The sequence below is a fragment of the Streptomyces sp. RPA4-2 genome (genome assembly GCF_012273515.2).
Lineage (GTDB): Bacteria > Actinomycetota > Actinomycetes > Streptomycetales > Streptomycetaceae > Streptomyces > Streptomyces kaempferi.
Genome location: NZ_CP050975.2, coordinates 44,808 through 67,057, shown reverse-complemented (window position 1 = coordinate 67,057; position 22,250 = coordinate 44,808). Strand labels below are relative to the sequence as shown.

19 protein-coding genes and 4 pseudogenes are annotated in these 22,250 nt (G+C 68.4%); 11 read left to right on the top strand and 12 right to left on the bottom strand.

All coding sequences use genetic code 11. The features are described from left to right. Window positions 1-159: 159 nt before the first annotated feature. Together HEP85_RS00325 and HEP85_RS00320 are read right to left on the bottom strand one after the other, a co-directional pair. Window positions 160-828 carry a hypothetical protein gene (locus HEP85_RS00325; protein ID WP_248001731.1) on the bottom strand — a complete coding sequence of 223 codons (669 nt, stop codon included), beginning with the start codon at window positions 826-828 and terminating at the stop codon, window positions 160-162. 191 nt (window positions 829-1,019) lie between these two features. Beyond that, on the bottom strand, window positions 1,020-1,466 hold the full coding sequence (locus HEP85_RS00320) for a hypothetical protein (protein WP_168525045.1): 447 nt from the start codon (window positions 1,464-1,466) through the stop codon (window positions 1,020-1,022). A gap of 411 nt (window positions 1,467-1,877) precedes the next feature. On the opposite strand from HEP85_RS00320, the gene HEP85_RS00315 reads away from it, so the two are divergent. The 3 genes from HEP85_RS00315 (at window position 1,878) to HEP85_RS00305 (ending at window position 6,428) form a co-directional block, all read left to right on the top strand. Then, window positions 1,878-2,273: a hypothetical protein gene (locus HEP85_RS00315; RefSeq protein ID WP_168525044.1), complete on the top strand. Its 396-nt coding sequence runs from the start codon at window positions 1,878-1,880 to the stop codon at window positions 2,271-2,273. Between the two features lie 459 nt (window positions 2,274-2,732). Beyond that, entirely contained in the window at window positions 2,733-3,521 is a 789-nt protein-coding gene (locus HEP85_RS00310) for an AAA family ATPase (protein WP_168533154.1), read from the top strand. Between the two features lie 585 nt (window positions 3,522-4,106). Continuing rightward, a complete protein-coding gene (locus tag HEP85_RS00305) occupies window positions 4,107-6,428 on the top strand; it encodes a SpoIIE family protein phosphatase (protein ID WP_168525043.1) in 2,322 nt (773 codons plus the stop codon). Between the two features lie 316 nt (window positions 6,429-6,744). On the opposite strand, the gene tnpA is transcribed toward HEP85_RS00305, so the two are convergent. Next, entirely contained in the window at window positions 6,745-7,143 is a 399-nt protein-coding gene (gene tnpA / locus HEP85_RS00300; RefSeq protein ID WP_168533152.1) for an IS200/IS605 family transposase, read from the bottom strand. Window positions 7,144-7,196: 53 nt separating this feature from the next. Here tnpA and HEP85_RS00295 point away from each other — a divergent pair. Next, window positions 7,197-7,589, top strand: a pseudogene (locus tag HEP85_RS00295) (RNA-guided endonuclease TnpB family protein); the annotation flags it as partial. Here HEP85_RS00295 and HEP85_RS00290 read toward each other — a convergent pair. From HEP85_RS00290 to HEP85_RS00275, 4 genes and pseudogenes are all read right to left on the bottom strand, one after another. Further along, window positions 7,571-8,320: a hypothetical protein gene (locus HEP85_RS00290; RefSeq protein ID WP_168525042.1), complete on the bottom strand. Its 750-nt coding sequence runs from the start codon at window positions 8,318-8,320 to the stop codon at window positions 7,571-7,573. The pseudogene HEP85_RS00295 and the gene HEP85_RS00290 overlap by 19 nt on opposite strands. A gap of 285 nt (window positions 8,321-8,605) precedes the next feature. After that, a pseudogene (locus HEP85_RS00285) lies at window positions 8,606-9,293 on the bottom strand (FAD-dependent oxidoreductase); the annotation flags it as partial. Beyond that, window positions 9,294-9,876, bottom strand: a pseudogene (locus HEP85_RS00280) (transposase family protein); the annotation flags it as partial. A gap of 634 nt (window positions 9,877-10,510) precedes the next feature. Next, a complete protein-coding gene (locus HEP85_RS00275) occupies window positions 10,511-10,858 on the bottom strand; it encodes a hypothetical protein (RefSeq protein ID WP_168525040.1) in 348 nt (115 codons plus the stop codon). Between the two features lie 262 nt (window positions 10,859-11,120). Between HEP85_RS00275 and HEP85_RS00270 the strand changes: the two genes are divergently transcribed. Continuing rightward, entirely contained in the window at window positions 11,121-11,819 is a 699-nt protein-coding gene (locus HEP85_RS00270) for a TetR/AcrR family transcriptional regulator (RefSeq protein WP_168525039.1), read from the top strand. Window positions 11,820-12,106: 287 nt separating this feature from the next. Here HEP85_RS00270 and HEP85_RS00265 read toward each other — a convergent pair whose 3' ends face one another. From HEP85_RS00265 to HEP85_RS00255, 3 genes are all read right to left on the bottom strand, one after another. Continuing rightward, entirely contained in the window at window positions 12,107-13,192 is a 1,086-nt protein-coding gene (locus tag HEP85_RS00265) for an alkene reductase (RefSeq protein WP_329284071.1), read from the bottom strand. Between the two features lie 63 nt (window positions 13,193-13,255). Beyond that, window positions 13,256-13,882, bottom strand: coding sequence for an NADPH-dependent F420 reductase (locus HEP85_RS00260; protein ID WP_282189894.1), 627 nt, complete (start codon window positions 13,880-13,882; stop codon window positions 13,256-13,258). After that, on the bottom strand, window positions 13,879-14,928 hold the full coding sequence (locus tag HEP85_RS00255; protein ID WP_248001730.1) for a zinc-binding dehydrogenase: 1,050 nt from the start codon (window positions 14,926-14,928) through the stop codon (window positions 13,879-13,881). Before HEP85_RS00255 ends, HEP85_RS00260 begins: the two co-directional genes overlap by 4 nt. Window positions 14,929-14,964: 36 nt before the next feature. Between HEP85_RS00255 and HEP85_RS00250 the strand changes: the two genes are divergently transcribed. Both HEP85_RS00250 and HEP85_RS00245 read left to right on the top strand, forming a co-directional pair. Beyond that, on the top strand, window positions 14,965-15,606 hold the full coding sequence (locus HEP85_RS00250; RefSeq protein WP_348772357.1) for a TetR/AcrR family transcriptional regulator: 642 nt from the start codon (window positions 14,965-14,967) through the stop codon (window positions 15,604-15,606). A 122-nt stretch (window positions 15,607-15,728) separates the two neighbouring features. Then, a complete protein-coding gene (locus tag HEP85_RS00245; protein ID WP_168525037.1) occupies window positions 15,729-16,025 on the top strand; it encodes a hypothetical protein in 297 nt (98 codons plus the stop codon). A 572-nt stretch (window positions 16,026-16,597) separates the two neighbouring features. Here HEP85_RS00245 and HEP85_RS00240 read toward each other — a convergent pair. Beyond that, on the bottom strand, window positions 16,598-17,608 hold the full coding sequence (locus tag HEP85_RS00240; protein WP_211117750.1) for an NADP-dependent oxidoreductase: 1,011 nt from the start codon (window positions 17,606-17,608) through the stop codon (window positions 16,598-16,600). A gap of 110 nt (window positions 17,609-17,718) precedes the next feature. On the opposite strand from HEP85_RS00240, the gene HEP85_RS00235 reads away from it, so the two are divergent. Beyond that, the gene (locus HEP85_RS00235; RefSeq protein WP_168525036.1) at window positions 17,719-18,270 is read left to right on the top strand and encodes a TetR/AcrR family transcriptional regulator; all 552 of its coding nucleotides are present in this window, start codon (window positions 17,719-17,721) and stop codon (window positions 18,268-18,270) included. Window positions 18,271-18,675: 405 nt separating this feature from the next. Here HEP85_RS00235 and HEP85_RS00230 read toward each other — a convergent pair whose 3' ends face one another. After that, entirely contained in the window at window positions 18,676-19,617 is a 942-nt protein-coding gene (locus tag HEP85_RS00230) for a helix-turn-helix transcriptional regulator (RefSeq protein WP_168525035.1), read from the bottom strand. Between the two features lie 703 nt (window positions 19,618-20,320). Here HEP85_RS00230 and HEP85_RS00225 point away from each other — a divergent pair. The 3 genes and pseudogenes from HEP85_RS00225 (at window position 20,321) to HEP85_RS00215 (ending at window position 22,158) form a co-directional block, all read left to right on the top strand. Then, window positions 20,321-20,791 carry a VOC family protein gene (locus HEP85_RS00225; protein WP_168525034.1) on the top strand — a complete coding sequence of 157 codons (471 nt, stop codon included), beginning with the start codon at window positions 20,321-20,323 and terminating at the stop codon, window positions 20,789-20,791. A gap of 228 nt (window positions 20,792-21,019) precedes the next feature. After that, a pseudogene (locus HEP85_RS00220) lies at window positions 21,020-21,238 on the top strand (transposase); the annotation flags it as partial. 446 nt (window positions 21,239-21,684) lie between these two features. Then, complete coding sequence (locus tag HEP85_RS00215) at window positions 21,685-22,158, top strand: VOC family protein (RefSeq protein WP_168525033.1); 474 nt, start codon at window positions 21,685-21,687, stop codon at window positions 22,156-22,158. The last annotated feature ends 92 nt before the right edge of the window (window positions 22,159-22,250 follow it).

Here is a 22,250-nt window from a genome sequence, read left to right as displayed (position 1 = left end):
CGATCAGGCCGGCGAGCGCGACGGCGAGTACGGCGGGCCACAGGGCGCCGGTCAGGCCGAGCGAGGGTGCTGGTGTCGCGCGCTGCCGCGGATGACGGCGTCACTTCACCCCAGTCGCCATGCTGGTGCGGGAGTTGGCGTGCACGGCTGTTCCGGTGACTAGCCTGTCTGGGGTTCGCCGAGCGGCAGTCCCGAGTCGCGCAGCCATGCCTGGCCGGCCGGGCTCCAGGCGACGCGGGACCCGAGGGAAACCCAGACCCCGAAATCACCGGGGGCCGGCTCGGCGTACTGCTCGGCCCAGACGCTGTTCAGGCAGAGCTGGACGCCGCAGCCTTTGGAATCGGACAGGCCCCGCCAGCCGCAGTTCCAGCTGACGTCCATGGTCAGTGGCCCGAGTGCGGAGACCATCCGGTCCAGTTCCTCCTCGGTGCAGTCATCCTCGGGCTCGCTGTCCGGGCCGCCGAAGGGCGGAGTCCTGGCCAGGGAGAGGGACAGACCTTCGGGCAGCGGCCACAGGTCGGCCAGGTCCGGGCGGAGCCGCATGTCCGTAATGAACATGTAGCTCCGCTCTTCCCAGTCGAACGCGACACCGCGGTGCCGCAGTTCATCCCGGACGGGTTCGAATCCAGGCAGGTCCCGGTCCCAGGCGGCCAGCGCGGTGCCGAACGTGCGAACCGCGTGCACGTACTGCTCGGCTGTGGTGACCAGCTCCAGTTGGGGCCAGGGGACGGTCTTCCAGTCGGACAGTTCGCGCATGATCGCGCGCGCCCGTGACAGCGCGCTCGGCGCATCGGGAAAAGGCTCGCGAACCCGATAGAGAATCGACATGGACAAGAGACTTTCCTTTCACAGCGACGGAGGCGGACGCGCCCGACAGCGCGCAGGCCCGGGAGCCGCTCATACCTGTACGCCGGCAACTCGCCGAGGACCGCAGCGCCGATGAGCGGCTCCCCCTTTTTCAAACAGGGACGGCGCCTCGGGCATGTGGCCGCCGCAGGCGCTCTGCCGGGGTCGAGGGATCAGCGGTCGGTGACGGTGGTATCGACCGCGTCCGGTTCCGCCTGATGCCAGCCACCCGAGGCGATGCCGGCGATGATCCGACGCCAGCCATCGGTGCGGTGACCGCTGGTCGGAGCGTTGTCGTCGAGCCAGATCCCGGTGCCCACCGGGAGGGCCCCGTCCGGGCCTCCTCGGCCGCCGAGGGCCGGTGTGAAATCCGGGCCGGCGGGGTCGCTGCGGGTGTGGACGAGGCGGCCCTTCTGCCACGCCTCCAGGCCGAAGGAGGCCGGCGGGGCGATCCACCACGTGCCCATGTCGGGGCGGAGGAGCAGGAGCCGGTCGCCGGGCATGGGAACGTCGGTGTCCTTGACCCGTGACGCCAGCTCCCTTATCCGCACGGCGGGTTCGACCTGCAGCCCGAGGCTGGTCCGCCGCGAGGCCGCCACGGTGAGCAGGTAGTACGGCACGGGGCCTCCGGCAGCGCTCGCATGCGTCATGTCAGCCCTAGCCGATCACGCCGCGATGAGTCGTTCAATCCACGACGAGTAAAGCCGCCCTTGGAGCAGGTGGTCCCCAACGGTTCCACCGCTCGCCGCGTGCCGGCCTCCACCCCCAGCCTTCCGCCACGGCCGTGTCAGCCGGGGCCCAGGCTGAGTGACTCCCGTTCTCGTGAACACCGCCCAGCCGCGCGAGCGGGCGACGGAGGCAGAAGGGAGGGGACTCGCCGGGCGAGCGGCTGTCGCGCAGGCGAGGGTCGGCGAGGGCTTCGTTCGTGTCGGAACCGGAGGTGAGGGTGGGATGATCCTGTCCCCTCCGGTACGCCTGGCGACGCCACGTGTACCGGATCACCGGTGACCGACGAGGAAGACGAAGGAACCATGACGCTGAACGTGGGCCAACGGGTGCGGCTGGCGGCTGATCTCCGGTTGGCCGGGTCGGTGACCCCGGCCGGGGAGCCTCCGGAGGAGACGGGTGCCTTCGCCGCCTCTCTGGCCCTGGCAGCGGGCATCGAGGGCACCGTCGAGCATGTGGAAGAACATCACCGGCAGCAGAGCCACGAGGTCCGTGAGTACCTGCGCCTGAAGTCGCTCCTCGACGACTTCGGCCACCAGATGCCGTCGGCGAGCAGAAAGCAACTGGAGGAGCAGGTAGCGGCCTTGGAAGAGCAGTGGGCCGCCTACCAGCGACGGATGCTCCGCGTCACGGTCCGCGTCCGGCTCGACAACGGATTCGTCCTCGACGACGCTCCCGAGGAGGCTTTCACCTCCGCCTGACCAGGCGTCGGGGCGCTCGCTTTCCGCGTGCCGGCCTGCCAGCCGGGCAGAACCCCGGGTTGGGGATGAGGTACGGGACGAGGCTGTTCATACTGGGCCAGTCCTGGGTCGCCGACCAGCCTTGAAACAGACCGTGAAGCAGCGACTCTGCCCACTGGGCTCGACGTTGATGTCGGCACAGGCCGACGTCGTGGTGGCGTGGGCCTCCTGCTCAGGCCAGAACGCATTGCGGCTCGGGTCAGTGGACTCCCCTTCCCGAAACCGCAGAACTCAAGGGGCGCGGTCTCGCTCGGGATCACCTACCCCCAAACTGTCGGCGAGGGCCTGTAGCGTGACCCGGAAACGCAGCCTTTCGCCTTGCAGCCAGGATGTTCGGGAGTCCCGCGTGGCCAACGACGAACTTTCGCCGCCGAACAGGCATCAGGCCACGGCCCTGCACACAAGCGTGGCGTGTTCCTCATGACGTCCGCAAACGGCAGGTTCATCCAGCAGATCCGGCTGGACCCGGGCGCCGACGACAGCCGGTACCCCTTCAGCCTTCCCGCTGTGAGGCAACTCGCCTGTTCAGGCACACTCAACCTGCCGCCGGGGGTCACGTTCCTGGTGGGTGAGAACGGCTCAGGCAAATCGACGCTGATCGAGGCGATCGCGGTGGCGGCGGGGTTCAATCCCGAGGGCGGTAGCCGCAACTTCCGGTTCGCCACCCGCGCCACCGAGTCCGAGCTGGGTAACCACCTGATCCTGACCTGGGGGATCCAGAAGCCTCGCACCGACTTCTTCCTGCGGGCGGAGTCCTACTACAACGTGGCCAGCGAGATCGAAAGGCTCAACGTAGCCGGAGGACGGCCACTGCTGCCGGCCTACGGCGGGGTCTCCCCGCATGAGCGCTCCCACGGAGAATCGTTCCTCGATCTGGCCACCCACCGTTTCGGACCCTGGGGACTGTATCTGCTGGACGAGCCGGAGGCCGCCCTCTCCGTCCAAAGCTGCCTTGCCCTCCTGGCCCGCATGCACGAACTTGCCGCACAGGGCAGCCAATTCCTCGTGGCCACACACTCACCGGTACTCCTCGCCCTCCCCGGCGCGACAATCATGGAGATCTCCGATGAAGGCGGGCTGGAGCAGGTCGAATTCGATCAGGCCCTCCCAGTGCGTCTGACACGCGAGTTCCTCGGAGCGCCGGGCAGGTTCCTGAAAAATCTTCTAGGGACCGGCGAGACCAACGGTATGCAGGGCAGTTGGCACTGATCACGTGAGGAGCGTCGCGTAGCCCGGCCCGGCAGCACGCCGCCCCAAGGCGGTCCCGGTCGCCCTTGCGGCAGACGCCTCAGTGCCGTTCGACCGACCACCCAAGGACACCCAAAGGAACGGCAGACCGGATCACGACCCACTCCATGAGGTCGGTGGGGGCGATGCCGGCGGGCGGCGTGGCGCCATCGGCCGGCGGTGTCGCGGGTGACGTCGGCGCCGACTTCCACAACCAGTTCGGGTTGCAGATCTCAGTTCCGAGTCCCGTTGCCTCAACACTCTGCGGCTTGCGACCACAGATGCCCTCGCCCTGTGGATCGTTCGATCTCGCGGGACCGTGTCCAGCGGCGCAGGGCGGCGCCTGATCCGAGGCCGGTTACGGCCCGTCGCATCGCGAGGGCGGCTGAGGCGGAGCGGGCGGCCGGTGCCCGCTGCTCCCACCGCCGTCCGGACAGCGAGCTCGGCAATCGGGAGTAGGCCGACAGATTTCGTGTGGCGCATGCTGAGCCGATCGGTGTAACTGGCGGACGAGCGGACCAGTCTCCGGCGCAGCGAGGGCAGGCATGGGGGCGGAGGTGCTTTCGGATGCCCAGCGGTGACGTGCTCGTGCTCATTGATGAGAGTGGCCGGGTGATCGAGTGGGGGCGTCCGGCTGCGGATCTGTTCGGGTGGTCTGCCGAGGAGGCCCTTGGCCGGCAGGTGGCCACGCTGATGCGTGAGGCCGCTGCCGGCGGCGAAGGGCGCGGGAATTTCTCGGATGCGGCTGCGGTGCTGGTCAAGCCAGTACTGCGAGGTACGTCCGTGGTGTGGCAGGTCCTCACGGCTGGCGATGCCATGTCGGGGCAGGACGCGGCGATCTTGAAAGCTGTGTTCACCCATTCTCCCGTGAGACTGTACGTCCTCGACCATCAGCTGCGCGTGGTCCGCATGAGCACCATCGCCGGCGAACGGCATGACACGTCCGTGCGGCACCTGTTGGGCAGGCATTTCACCGAGGCGTGTGAATTCTCAGACCCTGAGGAAGAAGCCGCCGTGGCGCAAAGGGTCCTGGAGAGCGGGGAACCGGTGGTGAACCGGCTCGTCCGGCGCGACAAGACACCAGATCGGCCTACGCGCCGCATCTACTCCGTCTCCTACCTCCGCTTGGAGGACTCCGCCGGCGATGTAGTCGGCCTGGTGACATCGGCGCTCGACGTCACAGAACGGGAAAACGCACAGAATCGTCTGACTCTCCTGGACACGGTCCGCACGCAGGTGGGGCACCTGCTGAACGTGATGCACGTCTGTTCGGAACTGGTCGATGCGGTAGTACCTGCTTTCGCGGGCATCGCGGACGTCGAAGTGATCGAAGACGTCGTCCGGGGAGAGGAACCCCCTTCGGTACCGGTCCACCGGGACGCTCTCCTGCGCCGAGCAGCCTTCCGAGGCCGGATCGCGGGTCCCCCGGTCGGCGTCGAGCGCTCGTTGCCGGTCGGCACCCCCTTCTCGGACATCTTGACCGACCTGCGGCCGAGCCTTATGAAGATCGATGAGGACAGTTCGTGGCCGGCCGCCGACCCGGACCGAGCCGACGTCATCAGACGAGCCGGTGCCCATTCCCTGATCGTGGCTCCGCTGGCATTGCGCGGCCATGCCCTGGGCCTGGTCAGCTTCTACCGCTGCCGGCAGGAAGACCCCTTCGAAGAAGAGGACGTCGCAGTAGCGTCCGCCATGTGCGCGCACACCGCGCTCTGCATCGACAACGCCCGTCAGTTCATGCGCGAGTGGATCACCGCACAAACCGTCCAGCGCAGACTCCTTCCTCACCAGCCCGCCACACACGCCACGGCGGAGATCTCCCAACTGCACCTTCCCGACCCGGAGGGCGGCGGCGCCTGGTCCGACACGATCGCTCTGCCCGGTGCACGGACCGCGCTGATCGTCGGCCACGTGGCCGGAAAGGGCATCGCCGCAGCCATCACGATGGGACTCCTGCGAACGGCGATCCATACCCTCGCCGCTCTGGACCTGCAGCCCGACGAGCTACTGGCACGCCTCAGCGACACCACCGCCCGCCTGGCGGCGGCGCGGGCAACACTGCCCCCGGACCCGGTGAACCGCGAACCGCTCACCGCCGGATGTGTCGTTGCGATCTACGACCCCGTCGATCTCACCTGCACCATCGCCCGCGCCGGCCTCCCCGATCCGGTCGCCGTCTTTCCCGACGGCACCTCGGCCTCCCTGTCCGTTCCCGCAGGTCCACCACTCGCCGAATCGGGCAGCGCACCATTCCCCGCAATCACCGTCAGCCTCCCCGAAGGCACCACACTGGCCATGGGCACGGCCGCACTCGCCGACGAGGTCCTGGCGCCGTCCGGCTCACTGCGCCCGTTCCTGGACGGCATCGGCACCAGACCACTGCGAGACGTATGCGACGACATCGCACACACGCTCACCGACAACCACCGCACCGGCGAGACACTGATGCTGCTCGCCCGCACGAAAGCGCTGCCCCACGACCGCGTACTGACCCGCGACCTGCCCGCAGACCCCGAGGCCGCGCCGATCGCCCGCGCAGCAGCCCGCCGCCAGTTGGAGGCATGGGACGTGGACGAGGAAACGGCGTTCACCACCGAGCTCATCGTCAGCGAACTCGTAGGCAATGCCGTCCGCTACGGCGCTCCGCCCCTGCAGCTAAGGCTGATCTTCGAACGGATGCTGACCTGCGAGGTCAGCGACACCGCGACCAGCTCTCCGCAGGTGAAACACGCCCGCACCGTCGACGAGACGGGCCGGGGACTGTTCATCATCGCGAGCCTCGCGGACCAGTGGGGCACCCACTACCGAACCCAGGGGAAGACCGTCTGGGCAGAGCAACCGACAGGGGCGGCGACGGAGCGGCGAAACGATGCCGCGGACCCTGCATGAGAGCAGGCAGGCCCGTCGCGGCACGCCCGAAACCTTCATGAAAGCGTCCCGGTGAAAAGCGTGTTGGTACCGCTGCCCGACCGCGCGCCCCGCGTCCTCGAACCGGGCCGTGCCACGGAGTTTGCCGTACAGGGGAACGGGCCGCCTTTCTTCCTTGACGCGCTGGGCCATGCCGCGCGTGGCGGTCGGGCAATCCAGCGGGAGGCTCCAGAGTTCAGCATGATCTAGCGCGGAACCCCGGGCGTTCACGCCCGGGAGGAAGCGTTTCTTAACGCTGCTCTGACCCGCGCGGGTGCACGGGTCTGCGGTATTGGCCTCAGCCGGGATGTTTCTGGTTTTCGATGTATTCCTTGATGACGGCGAGCGGGGCGCCCCCGCACGAGGCGGCGAAGTAGGACGGCGACCAGAAGTGCTCACCCCACAGATACGTGCGGATGTGGCCGGGGAACTCCTGCCGCAGGCGACGGGCGGAGACACCCTTGAGGGAGCCTACGAGCCGGGAGATGGCGACCTTGGGCGGGTGGTGCACGAGCAGGTGGACGTGATCGGGTTCGCCGTTGAACTCCCGCAGCTCCGCGCCGAAGTCGGTGCACACGTCGCGCATGACCTCTTCGCAGCGCCGAAGGATCTCGTCGGTGAATGGTCCGCGCCGATATTTGGGGGTGAAGACCAAATGCGCATGGAGGGTGTGGACGACGCTACGACCCCTGCGGATATCGGGGTTTGGCTCTCAGCGTGGTGACATGGATCAATGTTGCGGTTACGTCCATGAAGATCGTGACGCAGGTCAAACTCATGCCGGATGCCGTGCAGGCATCCGCGCTTGAGCGCACCCTGAGCACGGTCGATGACGCCGCGAACTGGGTGTCGGAGGTGGCGTTCGAGCACGGCGTGCCGCGTGAGTACGAGCTGCGCAAGCACACCTACGCCGAACTCAAAGCCCGTGGGCTGGGAGCGCAGGCCGCGCAGCACGTCACCAAGAAGGTGCGCGACTCGTACACCACGCTCAAGGCCAGCATCCGTGCCGGGAACCTCGGCAAGGAAGGCTCCAAGCGTCGCCGCAAGGCCGAGTCCAAGCCGATCGCGTTCCGGCCCCAGGCCGCGCAGCCGTATGATGACCGGTGTTTGAGCTGGCAGTACGGTCAGCGGACCGTGAGGCTTGTCATCAGGTCACGCATGTCGTTGACCATGGCTGGCTGGTAGGAAGAGACATCAGGGATCTCCGGCCCCTCACCGATTTCGTCGTCGGTGTCTTCGCTCTGGTAGCTGCTGCTGGCTGCCAGGGTCAAGGAGAGGACCGCTCCGCCTTCCAGGACCCGCAACTCGGTGTTGCTGATGTCCCGGGTGATCAGGTACGCCGTGTCGCCGAGGTCCGGAACAGTCTTGACGTTGTCGGCCGGGACGATGCCCTGGTCGGTCGTCCGCCGCCGTGCTTCGAACTCGACGCCAGGGTCGGTCTCCTTGTGCAGTGTCACGGTGATGCCGACGTAGTAGTCCAAAGACCACCCGGTCTTGGACTGCTTTGCCTTAGCCAGCGGCCGAACCGCTATGGAGCACTGGGCCTGGTCGACGGCGGGATGCTTCAACAGCCCAGAATCGACGACATCGGCAGATACCCTTGGTGCGATGGCAGCGCTGATCGACGTCAGTCGCACGGAGGAGCAGGGGTCCTTGTCGAGCCGGTATCCGTGCGTGCTGGGCGTCTGAGCGCCCAGTCCGTAGACGAACACGGCCGGAGCCCACAGCGCCGATGCCGCCACCACACCTCCCAGCGCCCACAACCACGACTTGCGCGGCCGTCGTCGCCCGACAGGCTCACTGCTGAAGTCGCCCACAACCTCGCGGGTCTGCATCGGGCCGGGCTCTCCAGCCATCTCCGGCTCAGAAATCATCGTGTTCCCCCTTGAACGTCGTGTACGTGCGACACGATGATCGCTGATCAGGCCTGCGGAGAGTCGGGCCGGTTGTTCGTCTCCGCCAGGTCATTCTTCGGCTGGAGTGATGCACTGACGCCTCGCCCGCGACTACGAAACCCGCCCTCTCCGAAGCCATGATCCACACTTGCGATGATCGACTTCAAGTGCCGGCCACCCGGACAGGAGGATCGTTCCTCACCCGCAGACGACCGAGTCACCCGGTGGAGGCCAGGACCGCCCCGCATGCCGGGCGGAGCATGCTCAGCCGCGGTAGGTCTCCAGCAGTCGCAGCCAGACCTCGCCGAGGGTGGGGAAGGCGGGGACGGCGTGCCAAAATCGGTCGAGGGGCACCTCGCCGGCGACCGCGATGGTGGCCGAGTGCACCAGTTCCCCGACGTCGGGGCCGGCGAAGGTGACGCCCACCACGGTGTTGCGGTCGGTGTCGATGAGCATGCGGGGCTCGGCCGCGGTAGTCCTCGCCGTACTGGTGGGCGCCGGCGACGTGGGCGAGGTCGTAGTCGACGACTTCGATGCGGCGCCCGCTCTGCTCGGCCTCGCGGCTGGTCAGCCCGACGGAGGCGGTCTCCGGGGTGGTGAAGACGACCTGGGGACGGCCGCGTGGTCGGCGGTGGCGACATGCGCGCCCCAGGGGGCGTCGTCAATGGGCTCCCCCTTGGCGCGGGCGCCGATGACGGTGCCCGCGATCCGGGCCTGGTACTTGCCCTGATGTGTCATCAGGGCGCGGTGGTTGACGTCGCCGACGGCGTAGAGCCAGCCGCCGTCGACGCCGGTGACCTGGAAGGTGTCGTCGACGGCCAGCCAGTCTCCGGGGGTGAGGCCGACGCTCTCCAGGCCGACGTCGCGGGTCTGCGGGGCGCGGCCGGTCGCCAGCAGGATCGTCCGCGGCCAGCTGCCCGCCGTCGGAGAGCGTGATCCGCACCTCGCCGTCGCGTTGCCGCAGGTGCTCACGGTAGGGGTCGACCAGGGTGGGCCGGTAGCGTGGGGCGAGGCGATCGGCGGGCGGTTCGGGGATGCGGGCGTAGCGGTGGCGGCGCCGCAGGGCGAAGTCGTCGACCCCAATCACTCGCGGGGAGCGCACTGTCGGCAGGGCGATGCGCCTCGGCAGACGCAGGACGGTGGCGTAGGACAGGGGCGTGGCCAGGAACCGGACCGGGTGAGACGGGAAGCCGCCCGGCCGCATAACTCCTTGACCACCTCCGAGACCTGCCGGGTCAGACGCGTGGTGCGGCGCTGAAGGCGCTCGATCAGCCCGGGGACCTGCTCGCGGAAAGTCTGCCGCCGGCAGCCCAGAACCGGGCAGACCAGGCGCCGCACCCGGATGCGGACCACGGCCCGCCAGCCGTCGACTGGCACATCCGCCACCGTCCGAACGTGATACCCGTGCACCTTCCCCGTCAGGACCCCGCACACGGGCAAGGCACCGGAACATCCCGGGTCCGGGCGATGACCCGGGTCAAACCGCCGCCCGCACTGCCTGCAGGAGCTGCGCCCACGATGTTGCGGCCTGGCATGGCAGGACATTCTTCAGGCTGAGTTGCAGGGTGCGGCGCAGTGGGTGGGGCGAGTTCGTGATGGCCTCGTTCCGGGCGGCCAGGCGGGCAAGTTCCGTCTGCGTGGGCAGCCGGTCGCTCTTGGCTCCGTTGCAGGTGGTGTGTGGGGGGCGAGGTTCCACAGGGCGTCAAGATCCGGGCCGCGCCACGCTCCTACGCCGGCGAAGCGGTGCATGAGGGCGAAGGGGAAGACGTGGTCGACGACGGTGGCGTGGCTGGGGGTCAGGATGTCCGTGCAGATCAGACAGCGGCCGTGTTGGAATCCTGTCGTGGCCTCGATGATGCCGGTCACCGAGCGGCGGCGGCGCTTGTCGGTGATTTTCAGTGTGTCCCAGTCGACGACGACTCCCTCGTCCAACAGGCTCCGTCCGACGCCGGCGGCGAAGGAGCTCTCCACGGCGGGTGCGGGTCTGGCCGTGGTCGGCATTGGCGGGCGCTGGGGGCCGGAGTGCCTTCGTCCCGCGTGCCGTGGTCATCTCGATACGGGTGCGGAGCACCGTGGGGCGCGATCCGGGATCCCGGTCGGCCGGGGGGTGCGGCCGTGCTGCTGTCGGGGCAGGTGCCGCCGTTCCGGAGTGGGGCGGCCCGGGCCGCGTCAGCTGTGGTTCAGGGACCACTCGACCTGGTCCTGGTACCAGCGGGCGGCAGTGACACCGTGCCACGACGCCGCGGCCTCGACCTGGTCCTCGTACCAACGGGCCGCGCTGACACCGTGCCACGAGGTCGCAGCCTCGACCTGGTCCTCGTACCAACGAGCGGCACTGACACCCTGACGGCCTGCCTGCTCGCTGCCGGTCACGGAGGTGGCGGACACGTACTGCGTGTGCTGCACGGGCACCGATGCCGTGGCTGCCGATGCCGAGCCGCCGGCCCCGAGAAGCGCTCCGCCGGCCAGTGCCGTGGAGGCGAGTGCGATCGAGAGGCGCTTCGTCATGCTGCTCATGGTCATTTCCCTTACAAAACTGCCGCGGCTTCGCCGATCCGGCGGGCGCCGCTTCCATGTGAACCGAGATCCGGAAATCCCGGGTCGGTCGGCTGGCTTCAAGGTCATCCGGAGGGGTGCCTCACGTTCGACTCCGCCACCGTACCCGAGGGATGCCTCATGTTTGCAGTGAGCATCATCACAGCACGTCACAGGCATGAAATTGCGATCGGAAACATGAGAGCTCTCCAATTGGAGGGGTGCCTCATGTTAGTGTCGAGCCATGAGCCACCACCACGCCCCGTCCCTGGGCGAGTCACCGGCGAAACCCCTGCGCCGTGACGCGCAGCGCAACAGGGACGCGATCGTGGCCGCCGCCCGCACCGCCTTCTCCGAACAGGGCCTCGGGGCGTCCCTGGAGGGCGTCGCCCGCGAGGCCGGCGTCGCGATCGGCACGCTCTACCGCCACTTCCCCACCCGGCTCGACCTGGTCGAGACACTCTTCAACGCGAAGTACACGGAACTGCTCATCGCCGCGGAGGAAGCCGCGGCCATGGACGACGCCTGGGAAGGGTTCTGCCGCTACCTGGAGAAACTCTGCCAGCTGCAGGCCTGCGACCGCGCCTTCAACGACCTGGTCTCGGCACGGCTGCCCCTTCACGTGGCCGGCCGCGAGATGTACGAACGCGCCAAGGAAATCTGCGTCCAGATCATGCGCAACGCCCAGGAACAGGGTGTCCTGCGCGGCGACGTCACCGCGCAGGACATCGCCTTCGTGATCTGGTCCCAGGCCGGGATCATCCGGGCCACCCGCACCGTCGCCCCCCGGGCCTGGCGCCGCCACCTCCACCTGATGCTCGACGCCTTCCGCACCCAGGGCGCCCACGAACTGCCCGAACCCCCTCTGACCAGCGAGCAGGCCGACCAGACCCTCGCCACGCTCGAGTGCAACGAAGAGGACTGCCGCGAGCAGCGGGCCTGACCCACCGACACGGCCGCCGGGCCGCCCGCTCTCAACGCGCCCCAAGCTGCCAGGCCTGGGGTGTCCGGCGGGAGGCGGCGCGGCCGCCTGTCGCTGCCCCGCAGTCGGTCCCGAGTTCCTGCCTGCGCCGATTCCGAACAGGTCCGTACGCACGGTTTTGAGCCAGGGTGCACAAGTCACCTCCAGCCGGCGCGTCCGAGGTCCGCCGCGCCGCTTCCTCGCTGTGGCGAGGAGCGGGCGCGGCGGGCCTCCGATCAACCGTCGAAGGCGCAGGAAGACGTAGTTGCTCAGTTGGCGGTGAAGGCGGGGTAGTCGGTGTAGCCCTCGGCCTGACCGGCGTAGTAGGTGTCCCGGTCGGCGTCGGCCAGCGGGTGGCCCTGCGCGAAGCGCTCGACCAGGTCGGGGTTGGCGATGAAGGGCTCGGCGAAGGAGACCGCGTTGACGATCCCGTGGTCGAGGATCTCGTTGCCGAGGGCCTGGGTGAAGCCGAGGTTGGCCACGATGTTGCCCTGGTAGTGGGCGCGGTAGCGGGAGAAGACGGCGATGCGCTCCTCGATGGTGCCGGGGGTGCCCAGGAGGTGCAGGTAGGCCAGGTTGCTGTCGTTGAGCTTCTTGAGCAGCTGGTCGTAGTCGGCGAGTGTCTCCTCGTCCGCGGTGAACGTGCCTCCGTTGTCCCAGGTCGGGGACATCTTCACGCTGACGCGGTCGCTGCCCCACACGTCACTGACGGCGTCGAGGATGTCGAGGAGGAACTGGGCCCGCTTCTCGCTGCTGCCTCCGTAGGCGTCGGTGCGCTGGTTGAGACGGGGGTTGAGGAACTGCGGGATCAAGTGGGACTGCTGGGCGTGGATTTCCACGCCGTCGAAGCCGGCGCGGCGGGCGTTCTCGGCCGCTTGGCGGTAGTCGGCGATGGTGGCGGCGATCTCGGCGGCGGTGTAGGCGCGCGGGGTGACGGTGTCCTTCGGGCCGGAGGGGGTGAAGGACTTCTCGCCGGGGTTGATGGCCGAGGGTCCGGCGGGCAGGCGGCCGCCGAGGTGGTCGGGGTGGGAGGCCGCGCCGAGGTGGCCGAACTGGGAGACGATCCGCCCGCCGGCCTCGTGGACGGCTTCGGTGACCTTCGCCCAGCCGGCGGTCTGCGTGTCGGTGTAGATGCCGGGCACGTGGATGAGACCGACCCCGTCGGCGTTGACCCAGGTTCCCTCGGTGACGATCAGGCCGGCGCCGGCGCGCTGCGCGTAGTAGGTCGCGTGCAGGTCGGTGGGGGCCAGCTCGGCGTTCTGAGCGCGGGCGCGGGTCATGGGGGCCATGACGACGCTGTTGGCGAGCTCCAGGGCGCCGAGGCGGACGGGCTGCAGCAGGGGCTGAGTGGTCATGAGTAACTTCCTTGTGCTGGGGGGTGGATGAGGAGGAGAGCGGGGAATGGGCGAGGGCCCGGCTCAGTCCTGTTTGAGGGCGTGGAGGCCGGAGAGTGGGCCGCCGAGCTGCATGAGGCGTCCGCCCTCGCGCAAGGAGCCGAGGTCGACGGGGGCGAAGCCGAAGGCGGCGGTGAGGTCCTTGACGGTGGTCTTGGCGTCGGCGTCGTCACCGGCGAGGAACAGCACCTGGCGTCCGGCCCGGTGGCGCGGGTCGGCGGCGATGTACTGGCCGTAGAGGGTGTTGAACGCCTTGACGACGCGGGCTCCGGGCAGCAGTGAGGCGACGTGTTCGCTGCCGGTCAGCTCGCCCAGGTCGGCGATCTTCATGGGCGGGGGCGGGGAGGCGAACTGGTTGGTGGCGTCGATGACGATGCGCCCGTCGAAGGGTGGCAGGCCGGTTACCGCGTCCGGGATCTGGGGCCAGCCGACTGCGAGCACGACGAGTTCCGCCGCGGCGGCTTCCTGCGGGGTGCCGGCGTGGGCGAGCGGTCCGAGTTCGTCGGCGAGGCCGGCCAGGGAGGCGGGGCCGCGGCTGTTGCTCAGTACGACCTGGTGGCCGTGGGCCACGGCGTGGCGGGCGATGGCCTGGGCGACGGTTCCGGCGCCGAGGGTTCCGATCTTCATGGCGGTGCCCTTCGTGGGGTTCAGGGTGCGGGGCTGGTGAGCAGGACGGTTCCGTTCTTGCCGGGGCGGCGGACATGGTCGATGGCCTTCGCGAAGTCGGCGAGGTCGTAGCCGGCGGCGACCTCGAAGAGTTCCGGGGCGGTCGTGGCCAGACGGGTGGCGAAGGCGACGTCCTCGGCCCGTTCCTCGGGCGTGCGGGCGGCCATCCAGTGGAAGATGGACGTGCCCCGCACGGTCAGGGCCCGCGGGGTCAGCGCGAGCGACTCCAGCGGCGTGCTGCCGGAACCGAGTCCTCCGTAGGTGATCAGCGTGCCGCCGTCGGTGAGCAGTCCGGCCAGCTCACCGGTCATGGATCCGCCCACCGCGTCCAGTACGACCTGGGCACCCCGGCCGCCGGTCGCGTCCTGGACCTGAGTGCGCCAGTCCGCGTCGGCCGTCGAGATGGTCGGCAGTCCGGGGAAGCGTTGCCGCAAGGTCTGCGCCCCCGTGGCGCTGCGTACCAGGTTGACCAGCGGGATGCCGTGCTTGAGTGCTGCGGCGCTGACCAGCTTTCCCACCGACGAACCGGCGGCCGTCTGCACCACCGGACCGGCCTGGCCGTGCTGGGCGTCCTCGACCGCCCCCAGCAAGGAGAGCAGGGTCAGCGGGTTGACCAGCATCAAAGCCGCGGTCTCGTCGCTGAGGTCCTCGGGTACCGGCACCACACGATCGGTCGGCGCCGTGACGAGTTCGCTCCACGCGCCCGGCACGGGGAAGAACGCCACCCGCTGACCGGGCCGCAGGTCCTGCACACCCTCGCCGACGGTCTCGATGACGCCCATTCCCTCCACGCCGGGAATCCGTGGCGTGGCGAACCGCTGCCGCGGCCCACCCGCAAGGCCCTCCACTCCCGCCAGGTCGCCGGGGTGGATCGGCCGGGACAGCACCCGCACCTGCACCTGCCCGGCCGCGGGCGCAGCAGGGGCCGGCTGCTCGCTCAGGCGTAGTACCTGCCCGGCTTCGCCGTGCTGGTCGTAGGCGATGGCGCGCATGGCGCTCTCCTTCCACGAACTATTAATGATGAGCATCATTGAAACTCCTGCTATGATGAGAGGCATCATTAAAAAATGTCAAATCGAGAGCGACGCGAGAGGACGGCCATGCCGCGGATCACCAAGGAGGACAAGGCCCGCAACCGGCAGAACATCCTCGAAGCGGCGAGCCGCATGTTCCGCTCGCAGGGCATCGACGCGGTCGGCATCGCCGAGTTGATGAAGGAAGCCGGACTCACCCACGGCGGCTTCTACAACCACTTCGCCTCCAAGAACGACCTGGCCGTGGAGGTGTGCGGCGCCTCCTACGCCGCCTCGCTCGGGGTCCTGGCCCGGACGATCGAGGACGGTCCGGGCCAGGCCGGCTCTCCGCTGGAGCAGGTCGTGGCCGGGTATCTGTCCACCACGCACCGTGACGCCCCGGACGGCGGCTGTCCCTCCGCCTCCCTGGTCACCGACGCCGGACGGCACAGCGAAGCCGTGCAGAGCGCGTACGCCGAAGGCATCGAGGGTTACCTCACCGGCTTCACCACCGAGTTCCTGCGCGAAGCCGAGGAGGAGGGCCACGAGCTCGACCCGGCCGAGGCCCGCCACAGAGCCGTCCGCCTGCTCAGCGAAATGGTCGGCGCGCTGATGCTCGCCCGCGCCGTACGCCGCATCGAGCCCGAGCTCTCCGACGAGATCCTGCAGACCGGCCGCAGCCACGCCCTCGACTGATGCGATTCAGGGCCGCTGCGGGACGTGAAGCTGAGGCGTTCGCGCGGGACGTGGAGCTGAGGCGTTCGCGCGGGACGTGGAGCTGAGGCGTTCGCGCGGGACGTGGAGCTGAGGCGTTCGCGATGGACGGCCCGGCCGCGACAGGCGCAGGACTGGACACACTCGCTGCAAGGCTGATCGGCCTGACCAGCCTCCTGCGAGACCTCCACTTCGCCGAGGAAATCGGCCAGGCCCAGTGGGCGTGGCGGGCCGTGCCGGGCCACCGCCGCACGCGACGGTGCCCGGCCCCCGGCATGTCCGCCGCGCTTGCCCACTTCGACCCCCTGCGCACCGAACGCCTGCCCGCAGCCCTCATCCAGGGCCGCCGCGACCACTTCGGCGCCCGCACCTATCAGCGCACCGAACACCGCGCCCGATAGACGCCCTGACCTGCGCTCGCCAAGCGCGGCACCGTTGGCCGCGACGAGCGCCGCCGACCCGTCAGCGGGCCGACGGCGCTCGTCGGCGACGACCCGCCGCAGACCCCGGGCAGATGCCCACCACGCGCAGCGGAGGGTCGTGTTCGGTTCGGCCGAGGCGGAGCCCGATGCGTTCGATGCGCTGCTGTCCCGCCCGATGCACGGCGAGACGCACGGCTCGTACGCGCGTGCGGTCGACCGCTTGCAGATCGGCCTGTCGCGTGGACACCACCGGCATCGACCTGACCCACCTGCGCCGCGAACCATCGGCGACCGGACTTACCCGCGGGTGCATTTGAAACGAACGCCGGTCCCCCACCGCGCCTGCTGATCAGTTATGCACCAGGTGCACAAGGGAGTCTCCGGGACCGTAGCGCCGGGTCTGCCGCCGGCATCCCGCACAGGCCGATCCGACTGCCGGCGCAGTGCATCGTGCTGGGATCCGGAAGGGACGGCTGCCGACGTACGAGCCGGGGACATGACGGGCAAACTGCCGATCAGGCAAGCGGCCGAATCCCGTTGGCGAGTCGAGGCTAGGCGACCGTGAGCACGAGCTTGCCCTGGATGTGTCCTCGGGCGGCGCGTTCGTGTGCGGCTCGGGCGTCCGCGAGTGCGAACGTGCTGTCGATCGCGACGCGGACCGTGCCCGTGTCGAGCAGGCGTCCCAGTTCGGCGAGCTGCGCACTGTTCGAGCGGACCGTGGTACCCGTGACGGTGACGCCCAGCGTCGTGTTCTCTTCTTCGTCGAATTCGCCGAAGAACACGGGGAACTGGGAGCCGCCGCGCTTGAGCGTGTGCAAGAAGCGCTTGCTGTCGGGGCCCCCGACGGCGTCGAGAACGAGGTCGACGTCGTGCACGAGTTCTTCGGGGCGGCTCTTGGTGTAGTCGATGAACTCGTCGGCGCCGAGCTCGCGCAGGAACGATTCATGCGCGCCCGACGCCACCGCGATGACACGTGCACCCTTCCATTTCGCCAGTTGGAGCGCGAAGTGCCCCACGCCGCCCGCGGCGCCGTTGATGAGCACCGTCGTACGGGCGTCGAGCGGCACCGGACGATGCTGCGCCGCCTGGAAGGGCGACGGGTGATCGTGTCCGAGCTCGATCAGGTACTGCCACGCGGTGAGTCCGGACATGGGTGCCCCGGCGGCGTGCACGTGGTCGATGCCGGCGGGCTTGAGTGTGAGGTCCGACGCGGGCGCGGCCACGTACTCGGCATAGGTGCTGCCCTCGAAGCCGGGGAAGCGGAGGAGGCCGAAGACTTCGTCGCCGACGGAGAAGCCGTCCACATCCTCGGCGACAGCCTCGATGACGCCCGACAGGTCCGTCCCCGGGATCGTGGGCAGACTGAACTTCGGCCTCGTCTCCGGAGGCAGGTTGGACATCCCGTCGCGCAGGTACCAGTCAGGGGGGTTGATGCCGACCGCGTGCACGCGAACGAGCACCTCACCCGGCCCCGGCTCGGGAATCGGCACCTCGTCGTAACGCAGAACTTCAGGGCCGCCGTGCCCATGGAGCCGGATCGCCTTCATCGTGTGTATCGGCATCGTTCTCTCCTGTCCGCGCTGCGGATAGACTCATTCGGATCAGTGGTCCATATATCCGGACCACTGATCCGAATATATGGACCACTGATCCGGATAGTCAAGGGGGACAGATGCGCGCCGACGCCAGGAAGAACCGTGAGCACCTGCTCGCAGTAGCGGGCACCGCCATCAGCGAGCAGGGCGTCGACGTGTCACTGCGGGACATCGCGCGCAGGGCCGACGTCGGACTCGCGACACTGCTGCGGCACTTCCCGACGCGCGAGGCGCTGCTCGACGCCCTGCTCCACACGAGCTTCGACGAGCTGACCGCCAAGGCAAGCGCCCTCGAGACATCCGGCTCTCCCGACGATGCTCTCGTTTCATGGCTGCGCGACTGCGTCGCGTGGACAACCGAGTACCGGGGCGCGGTCGTGTTGATGGCAGCCGCGATCGAGGACACCGAGTCCGCACTCCACGCTTCGTGCGTCACCCTGCGTGCGGCCGGTGCACGCCTCCTCACCCGCGCCCAGTCCGCGGGCAAGGCGCGGACCGACATCGACGGCACCGACTTGTTCGCGCTGGTAGAAGCGCTCGCCTGGCTCGGCGATCAACGCTCGCTCGCACCACGCGCCGATCACCTCTTCGACGTTGTCGCAAGCGCGATCCTGATGCGCCCGAGCTGAAACCGTCGCGCACCCGGAGCGGCGAACTCGGCCGCCCGCGCGCTGTGCAGGAGCGGATAGACGCCGAGTTCGCCAGGGCGGTCAAGGTCACCGGCATCGAGCCCCTGCGCTCCCCGGAAGCGGACCACGACCGTTGGGAAGCGGCTGACGAAGCGGAGGCGCGCCAACTGATCACGCCCTGGTCGGCTCCCGCCGGTCAGCCCTGCCCCCGTCGTCGTCCTCGGCCGACCCGTCGAGTGCCCGCTGCGGTACGAACGGACCCGGGACGCGGCGGTGCCGGCCAGGGCCGGCACTTCGCCCGCCGCGACGAGCCAGGCGGCGACACGGAGCGAATACTGCATTGCGGCCGGGCCACGTGAATCCTGCACGGCGGCCTGTGAGGGGCGTGCGGTAGACCGTCCGGCATCAACCCTTTTCCCGGCGATCTTGGAACAGACGGTCGGACGGTCGCTCGGGGTTGCCCACAGAACCTGTCCGTCCCGCGGCGTCCAGGTCACCGATCCGGCTGGCGAGTGTCCGCAAGGCTTCGGAGGACGGGGAGCCGGGTTGAGCTGTACTCACGAACAGCCACTGGTCCGGATCACCGGGAAAGACAAGGGACTCATAGTCCAGGGTGACTTCGCCAATCAGAGGGTGCCGGTAGTGCCTGGTGCCGTGGGAGTATTCCTCCACATCCTGTGCGGCCCACCATCGGCGAAAGTCTTCGTCCACGGCCGACAGCTGATCAATCAGCTCGGTCAGTCGCGGATCGTTCGGATGCCGACCCGCATACAGGTGCAACCCTGTGACGACCATCCGCGCGGCCATGTCCCAGTCGACAAATAGCTCACGCGCCGCGGGGTCGAGAAATATATAACGCGCCAGATTGCGCTCGCGGGCCGGCACGGCATCGAAATCAACATACATCGCGCACGCCATTCGGTTCACGGCAAGGACGTCCATACGGCCGTCCAGAATCATGGCGGGAATGTCCCGAAGAACCTCAAGCAGCGCGTACACACCCGGACGCACTCGCCACGGAGCGGCGGGCCGACTCACTCTGGCCACGGACTGCGGCCTGGCCAGGGCGAACAGATGCGCACGCTCGACATCATCCAGCCGCAGAGCGCGGGCTACGGCCTCCAGCACCGCTTCCGAGGCGTTGGCGACCCGCCCGCGTTCCAGGCGGATGTAGTAGTCCGCGCTCAATCCGGCCAGGAGCGCGACCTCCTCACGGCGGAGTCCCGGAACACGGCGGCTCGCCCCCGGTGTGACACCGACCTGCCCAGGAGTCACGCGGGCGCGCCGCGAGCGCAGAAAATCGCTCAGCTCTTTGTTGTCATCTGAACCGGACGACGTCGTGCCCATATGTTGAGGCTAGCCCTCAACGCGCCGCTCCGGCAAACCCACAGTGGATTAATTCCGCCGCATAAGCCAATCCTTGTCATTGTAAAAGGGAAATTCCTGAAACAGTCGCTCTAAAAAAGTGAAGTGGAACCTTCCCGCTTCCCGTCGGACCGCTACCTGCCTATACCCGATCCGCGCGGGATGTGATCACGCTACCGGGACATGCGGAAATGCGTCGGCCGAGGCTGCGTGTACCGTCACGGCCGAACAGGCGACCGGCAGCTGCTGGCGCGGACTGCCGTAACGGCCAAGCCTGTTGGGCCCACAGACCATCTGCGCGCAGGACCCGAGCAGCGGGCGCGCATGACCTCGCCGGCGGGTCGGCGGTGGATCCGAATTCCTTGCTGTCGTCCAGGCATCGGCCCGTGGCCGCGTCGACGACCTTTCGCCGTTTCCGCCTTGCCGAGGATCAAGCTGCGTTGTGCATGGGCGGTCGCTCAGCGACAGGGAAAGGGGGCCTGCCAGTACCTGGACCAGCAGACCATGACCGAGATAGGCCTGTTTGACCGCCCACAGACGCCTTTCCGGCTGGTTCTCTGGATTGCAGGTCAGCACAGAGCCCGCAGGCTTCACCGACCTCGCCGACCAAGGCACGAAACCCCGTTCGCCACTCTGGTGACGCATGGGGAATATTCCACCGAAGTCAAGAAACAAGGACATCCCCATGGAACTGAAGCTCGAAATGATCGTGATGCCCGTCTCCGACATCGACCGGGCCAAGGCCTTCTACGAGAAGGTCGGATTCCGCCTGGACGTCGACTACACGGCCAGCGAGGACTTCCGAGCTGTGCACTTCACGCCGCCCGGCTCCGAGTGCTCGATCATCTTCGGCGAGGGGATGACACCCATCGCACCCGGCTCGTTCCAGGGCCTGTATCTCATCGTCTCCGACATCGAGGAAGCCCACGCGGAACTCGTCGGCCGCGGCATCGAAGTCAGCGAGATCTTCCACGACGCCAACCTCTTTTTCCACGGCCACGAGGACGGGGACGTCACCCACCGATCCCCCGGCCAGGAGCGGCTGGCCGGCCTGCACCCCGAGCGCGCCTCCTACGGCTCCTTCCTCACCTTCAGCGACCCGGACGGCAACGGCTGGGTGCTCCAGGAGATCACGCAGCGCCAGCCCGGCCGCTGACAACCCCAGAAGTTATCGTCCGAGAGCTGCCGTCCCCCAGCGGCTGTCGCAGTCCGGCCGAGCGCCGGCACCGGACCACCGGGCGAGCGCAGGGGTGCTGTCCGCCGCCCGGCCGTCCCGCTGCCACTGCGGATCAGCGGCCGGCGTGGGCGCCGGGAGACGGCTTTGCCGCCGGGGCCGTCCCATCCCGTGACCCCGCCCGCTCGACCCCGTGCGGTGCCGCGGCCCCTCACCGAGTGGATCGGCCGGACCCGCGGCGCAGACCTTCTCCACCTGCACAGCTTCTGCAACGGCCTTAAAAGCGACCGTGCTGCAGTCAACGCCGGCCTGACCCTGCCCTGGAGCAACGGCCGCACCGAAGGGGTCAACACCCACACCAAGCGGATCATGCGGCAGATGCACGGCCATGCCGGATTCGAACCCCTCCGGATTTACAGTCCGGGCTGAAGGGCTGTCCCGCAATCCCCGGGCGGGCGCAGGGCGGCAGCTACGGCACCTCGCCGCATTGCCGGATCGCCCGAATACGCCGGTATGAGGACGACCCTCCGCCTTGCGATGCACCCAGCCGACGCCGCGCGCCGATCCATCGGGGATTACGGCACAACTCTTGGGTCAATGGTTGCCATAGGCGCCCACACCCTTTTTATTTCCGGAAAACGCAAAGGCCTTACCGAACGTTACGATGGCAAACTTTACTTGCGTCAAAGGTATCTGCCGGGTACGTTTCCTGTGTGGGTTGAGCCCGACTGGATCGGCTGCCCCATCCGCCCGATCTGTTTGTCCGTTGCGACAGCCGGGCCGCACTCGCCGCTCCACAGCCTTCACACCAGATGAACTGGTTACGCACTGCGGCATTCGCAACATTAGGAATTCAAAACACCAAGGACATCCCCATGGATCTGAAGTTCGAAATGATCGTGCTGCCCGTCTCCGACGTTGACCGGGCCAAGGCTTTCTACGAGAAGGTCGGTTTCCGCCTCGACGTCGACTACACGGCCAGTGACAAATTCCGGGCGGTGCACTTCACCCCGCCCGGCTCTGAGTGCGCGATCATCTTCGGCGAGGGGATGACCAACATCCCCCCGGGTTCGTTCCAGGGCCTGTATCTCATCGTTTCTGACATCGACGAGGCTCACGGGGAGCTCGCCAACCGCGGCATCCCGGTGAGCGAGGTCTTCCACGACGAGGGAGGCCTTCTCCACCACGGCCACGAGGGCGGACGGTGTGTCCACGACGACAAGGGACAGCGGCGCATTACTGGTCGACACCCCGAGCGGGCCTCCTACGGCTCATACCTCACCTTCAGCGACCCGGACGGCAACGGCTGGGTGCTCCAGGAAGTGAAGAAGCGCCTCGCCGGCCGCTGAGACCGCACACCTCATCCCGCCTAAAGGCTGGACCCGCCAACGTCGCTAGCCAGTCCAGCGGCCCGGATCCCGCGTGGGCAGGCCACTGGGGC

Bases quoted from the DNA above. Each gene is read 5' to 3' on its own strand.
- HEP85_RS00325 (WP_248001731.1), bottom strand. From the start codon at position 828: ATGTCGATTCTCTATCGGGTTCGCGAGCCTTTTCCCGATGCGCCGAGC.
- HEP85_RS00315 (WP_168525044.1), top strand. From the start codon at position 1,878: ATGACGCTGAACGTGGGCCAACGGGTGCGGCTGGCGGCTGATCTCCGG.
- HEP85_RS00310 (WP_168533154.1), top strand. From the start codon at position 2,733: ATGACGTCCGCAAACGGCAGGTTCATCCAGCAGATCCGGCTGGACCCG.
- HEP85_RS00305 (WP_168525043.1), top strand. From the start codon at position 4,107: ATGCCCAGCGGTGACGTGCTCGTGCTCATTGATGAGAGTGGCCGGGTG.
- HEP85_RS00290 (WP_168525042.1), bottom strand. From the start codon at position 8,320: ATGATTTCTGAGCCGGAGATGGCTGGAGAGCCCGGCCCGATGCAGACC.
- HEP85_RS00275 (WP_168525040.1), bottom strand. From the start codon at position 10,858: ATGAGCAGCATGACGAAGCGCCTCTCGATCGCACTCGCCTCCACGGCA.
- HEP85_RS00270 (WP_168525039.1), top strand. From the start codon at position 11,121: ATGAGCCACCACCACGCCCCGTCCCTGGGCGAGTCACCGGCGAAACCC.
- HEP85_RS00265 (WP_329284071.1), bottom strand. From the start codon at position 13,192: ATGACCACTCAGCCCCTGCTGCAGCCCGTCCGCCTCGGCGCCCTGGAG.
- HEP85_RS00255 (WP_248001730.1), bottom strand. From the start codon at position 14,928: ATGATGCTCATCATTAATAGTTCGTGGAAGGAGAGCGCCATGCGCGCC.
- HEP85_RS00250 (WP_348772357.1), top strand. From the start codon at position 14,965: ATGTCAAATCGAGAGCGACGCGAGAGGACGGCCATGCCGCGGATCACC.
- HEP85_RS00245 (WP_168525037.1), top strand. From the start codon at position 15,729: ATGGACGGCCCGGCCGCGACAGGCGCAGGACTGGACACACTCGCTGCA.
- HEP85_RS00240 (WP_211117750.1), bottom strand. From the start codon at position 17,608: ATGCCGATACACACGATGAAGGCGATCCGGCTCCATGGGCACGGCGGC.
- HEP85_RS00235 (WP_168525036.1), top strand. From the start codon at position 17,719: ATGCGCGCCGACGCCAGGAAGAACCGTGAGCACCTGCTCGCAGTAGCG.
- HEP85_RS00230 (WP_168525035.1), bottom strand. From the start codon at position 19,617: ATGGGCACGACGTCGTCCGGTTCAGATGACAACAAAGAGCTGAGCGAT.
- HEP85_RS00225 (WP_168525034.1), top strand. From the start codon at position 20,321: ATGGAACTGAAGCTCGAAATGATCGTGATGCCCGTCTCCGACATCGAC.
- HEP85_RS00215 (WP_168525033.1), top strand. From the start codon at position 21,685: ATGGATCTGAAGTTCGAAATGATCGTGCTGCCCGTCTCCGACGTTGAC.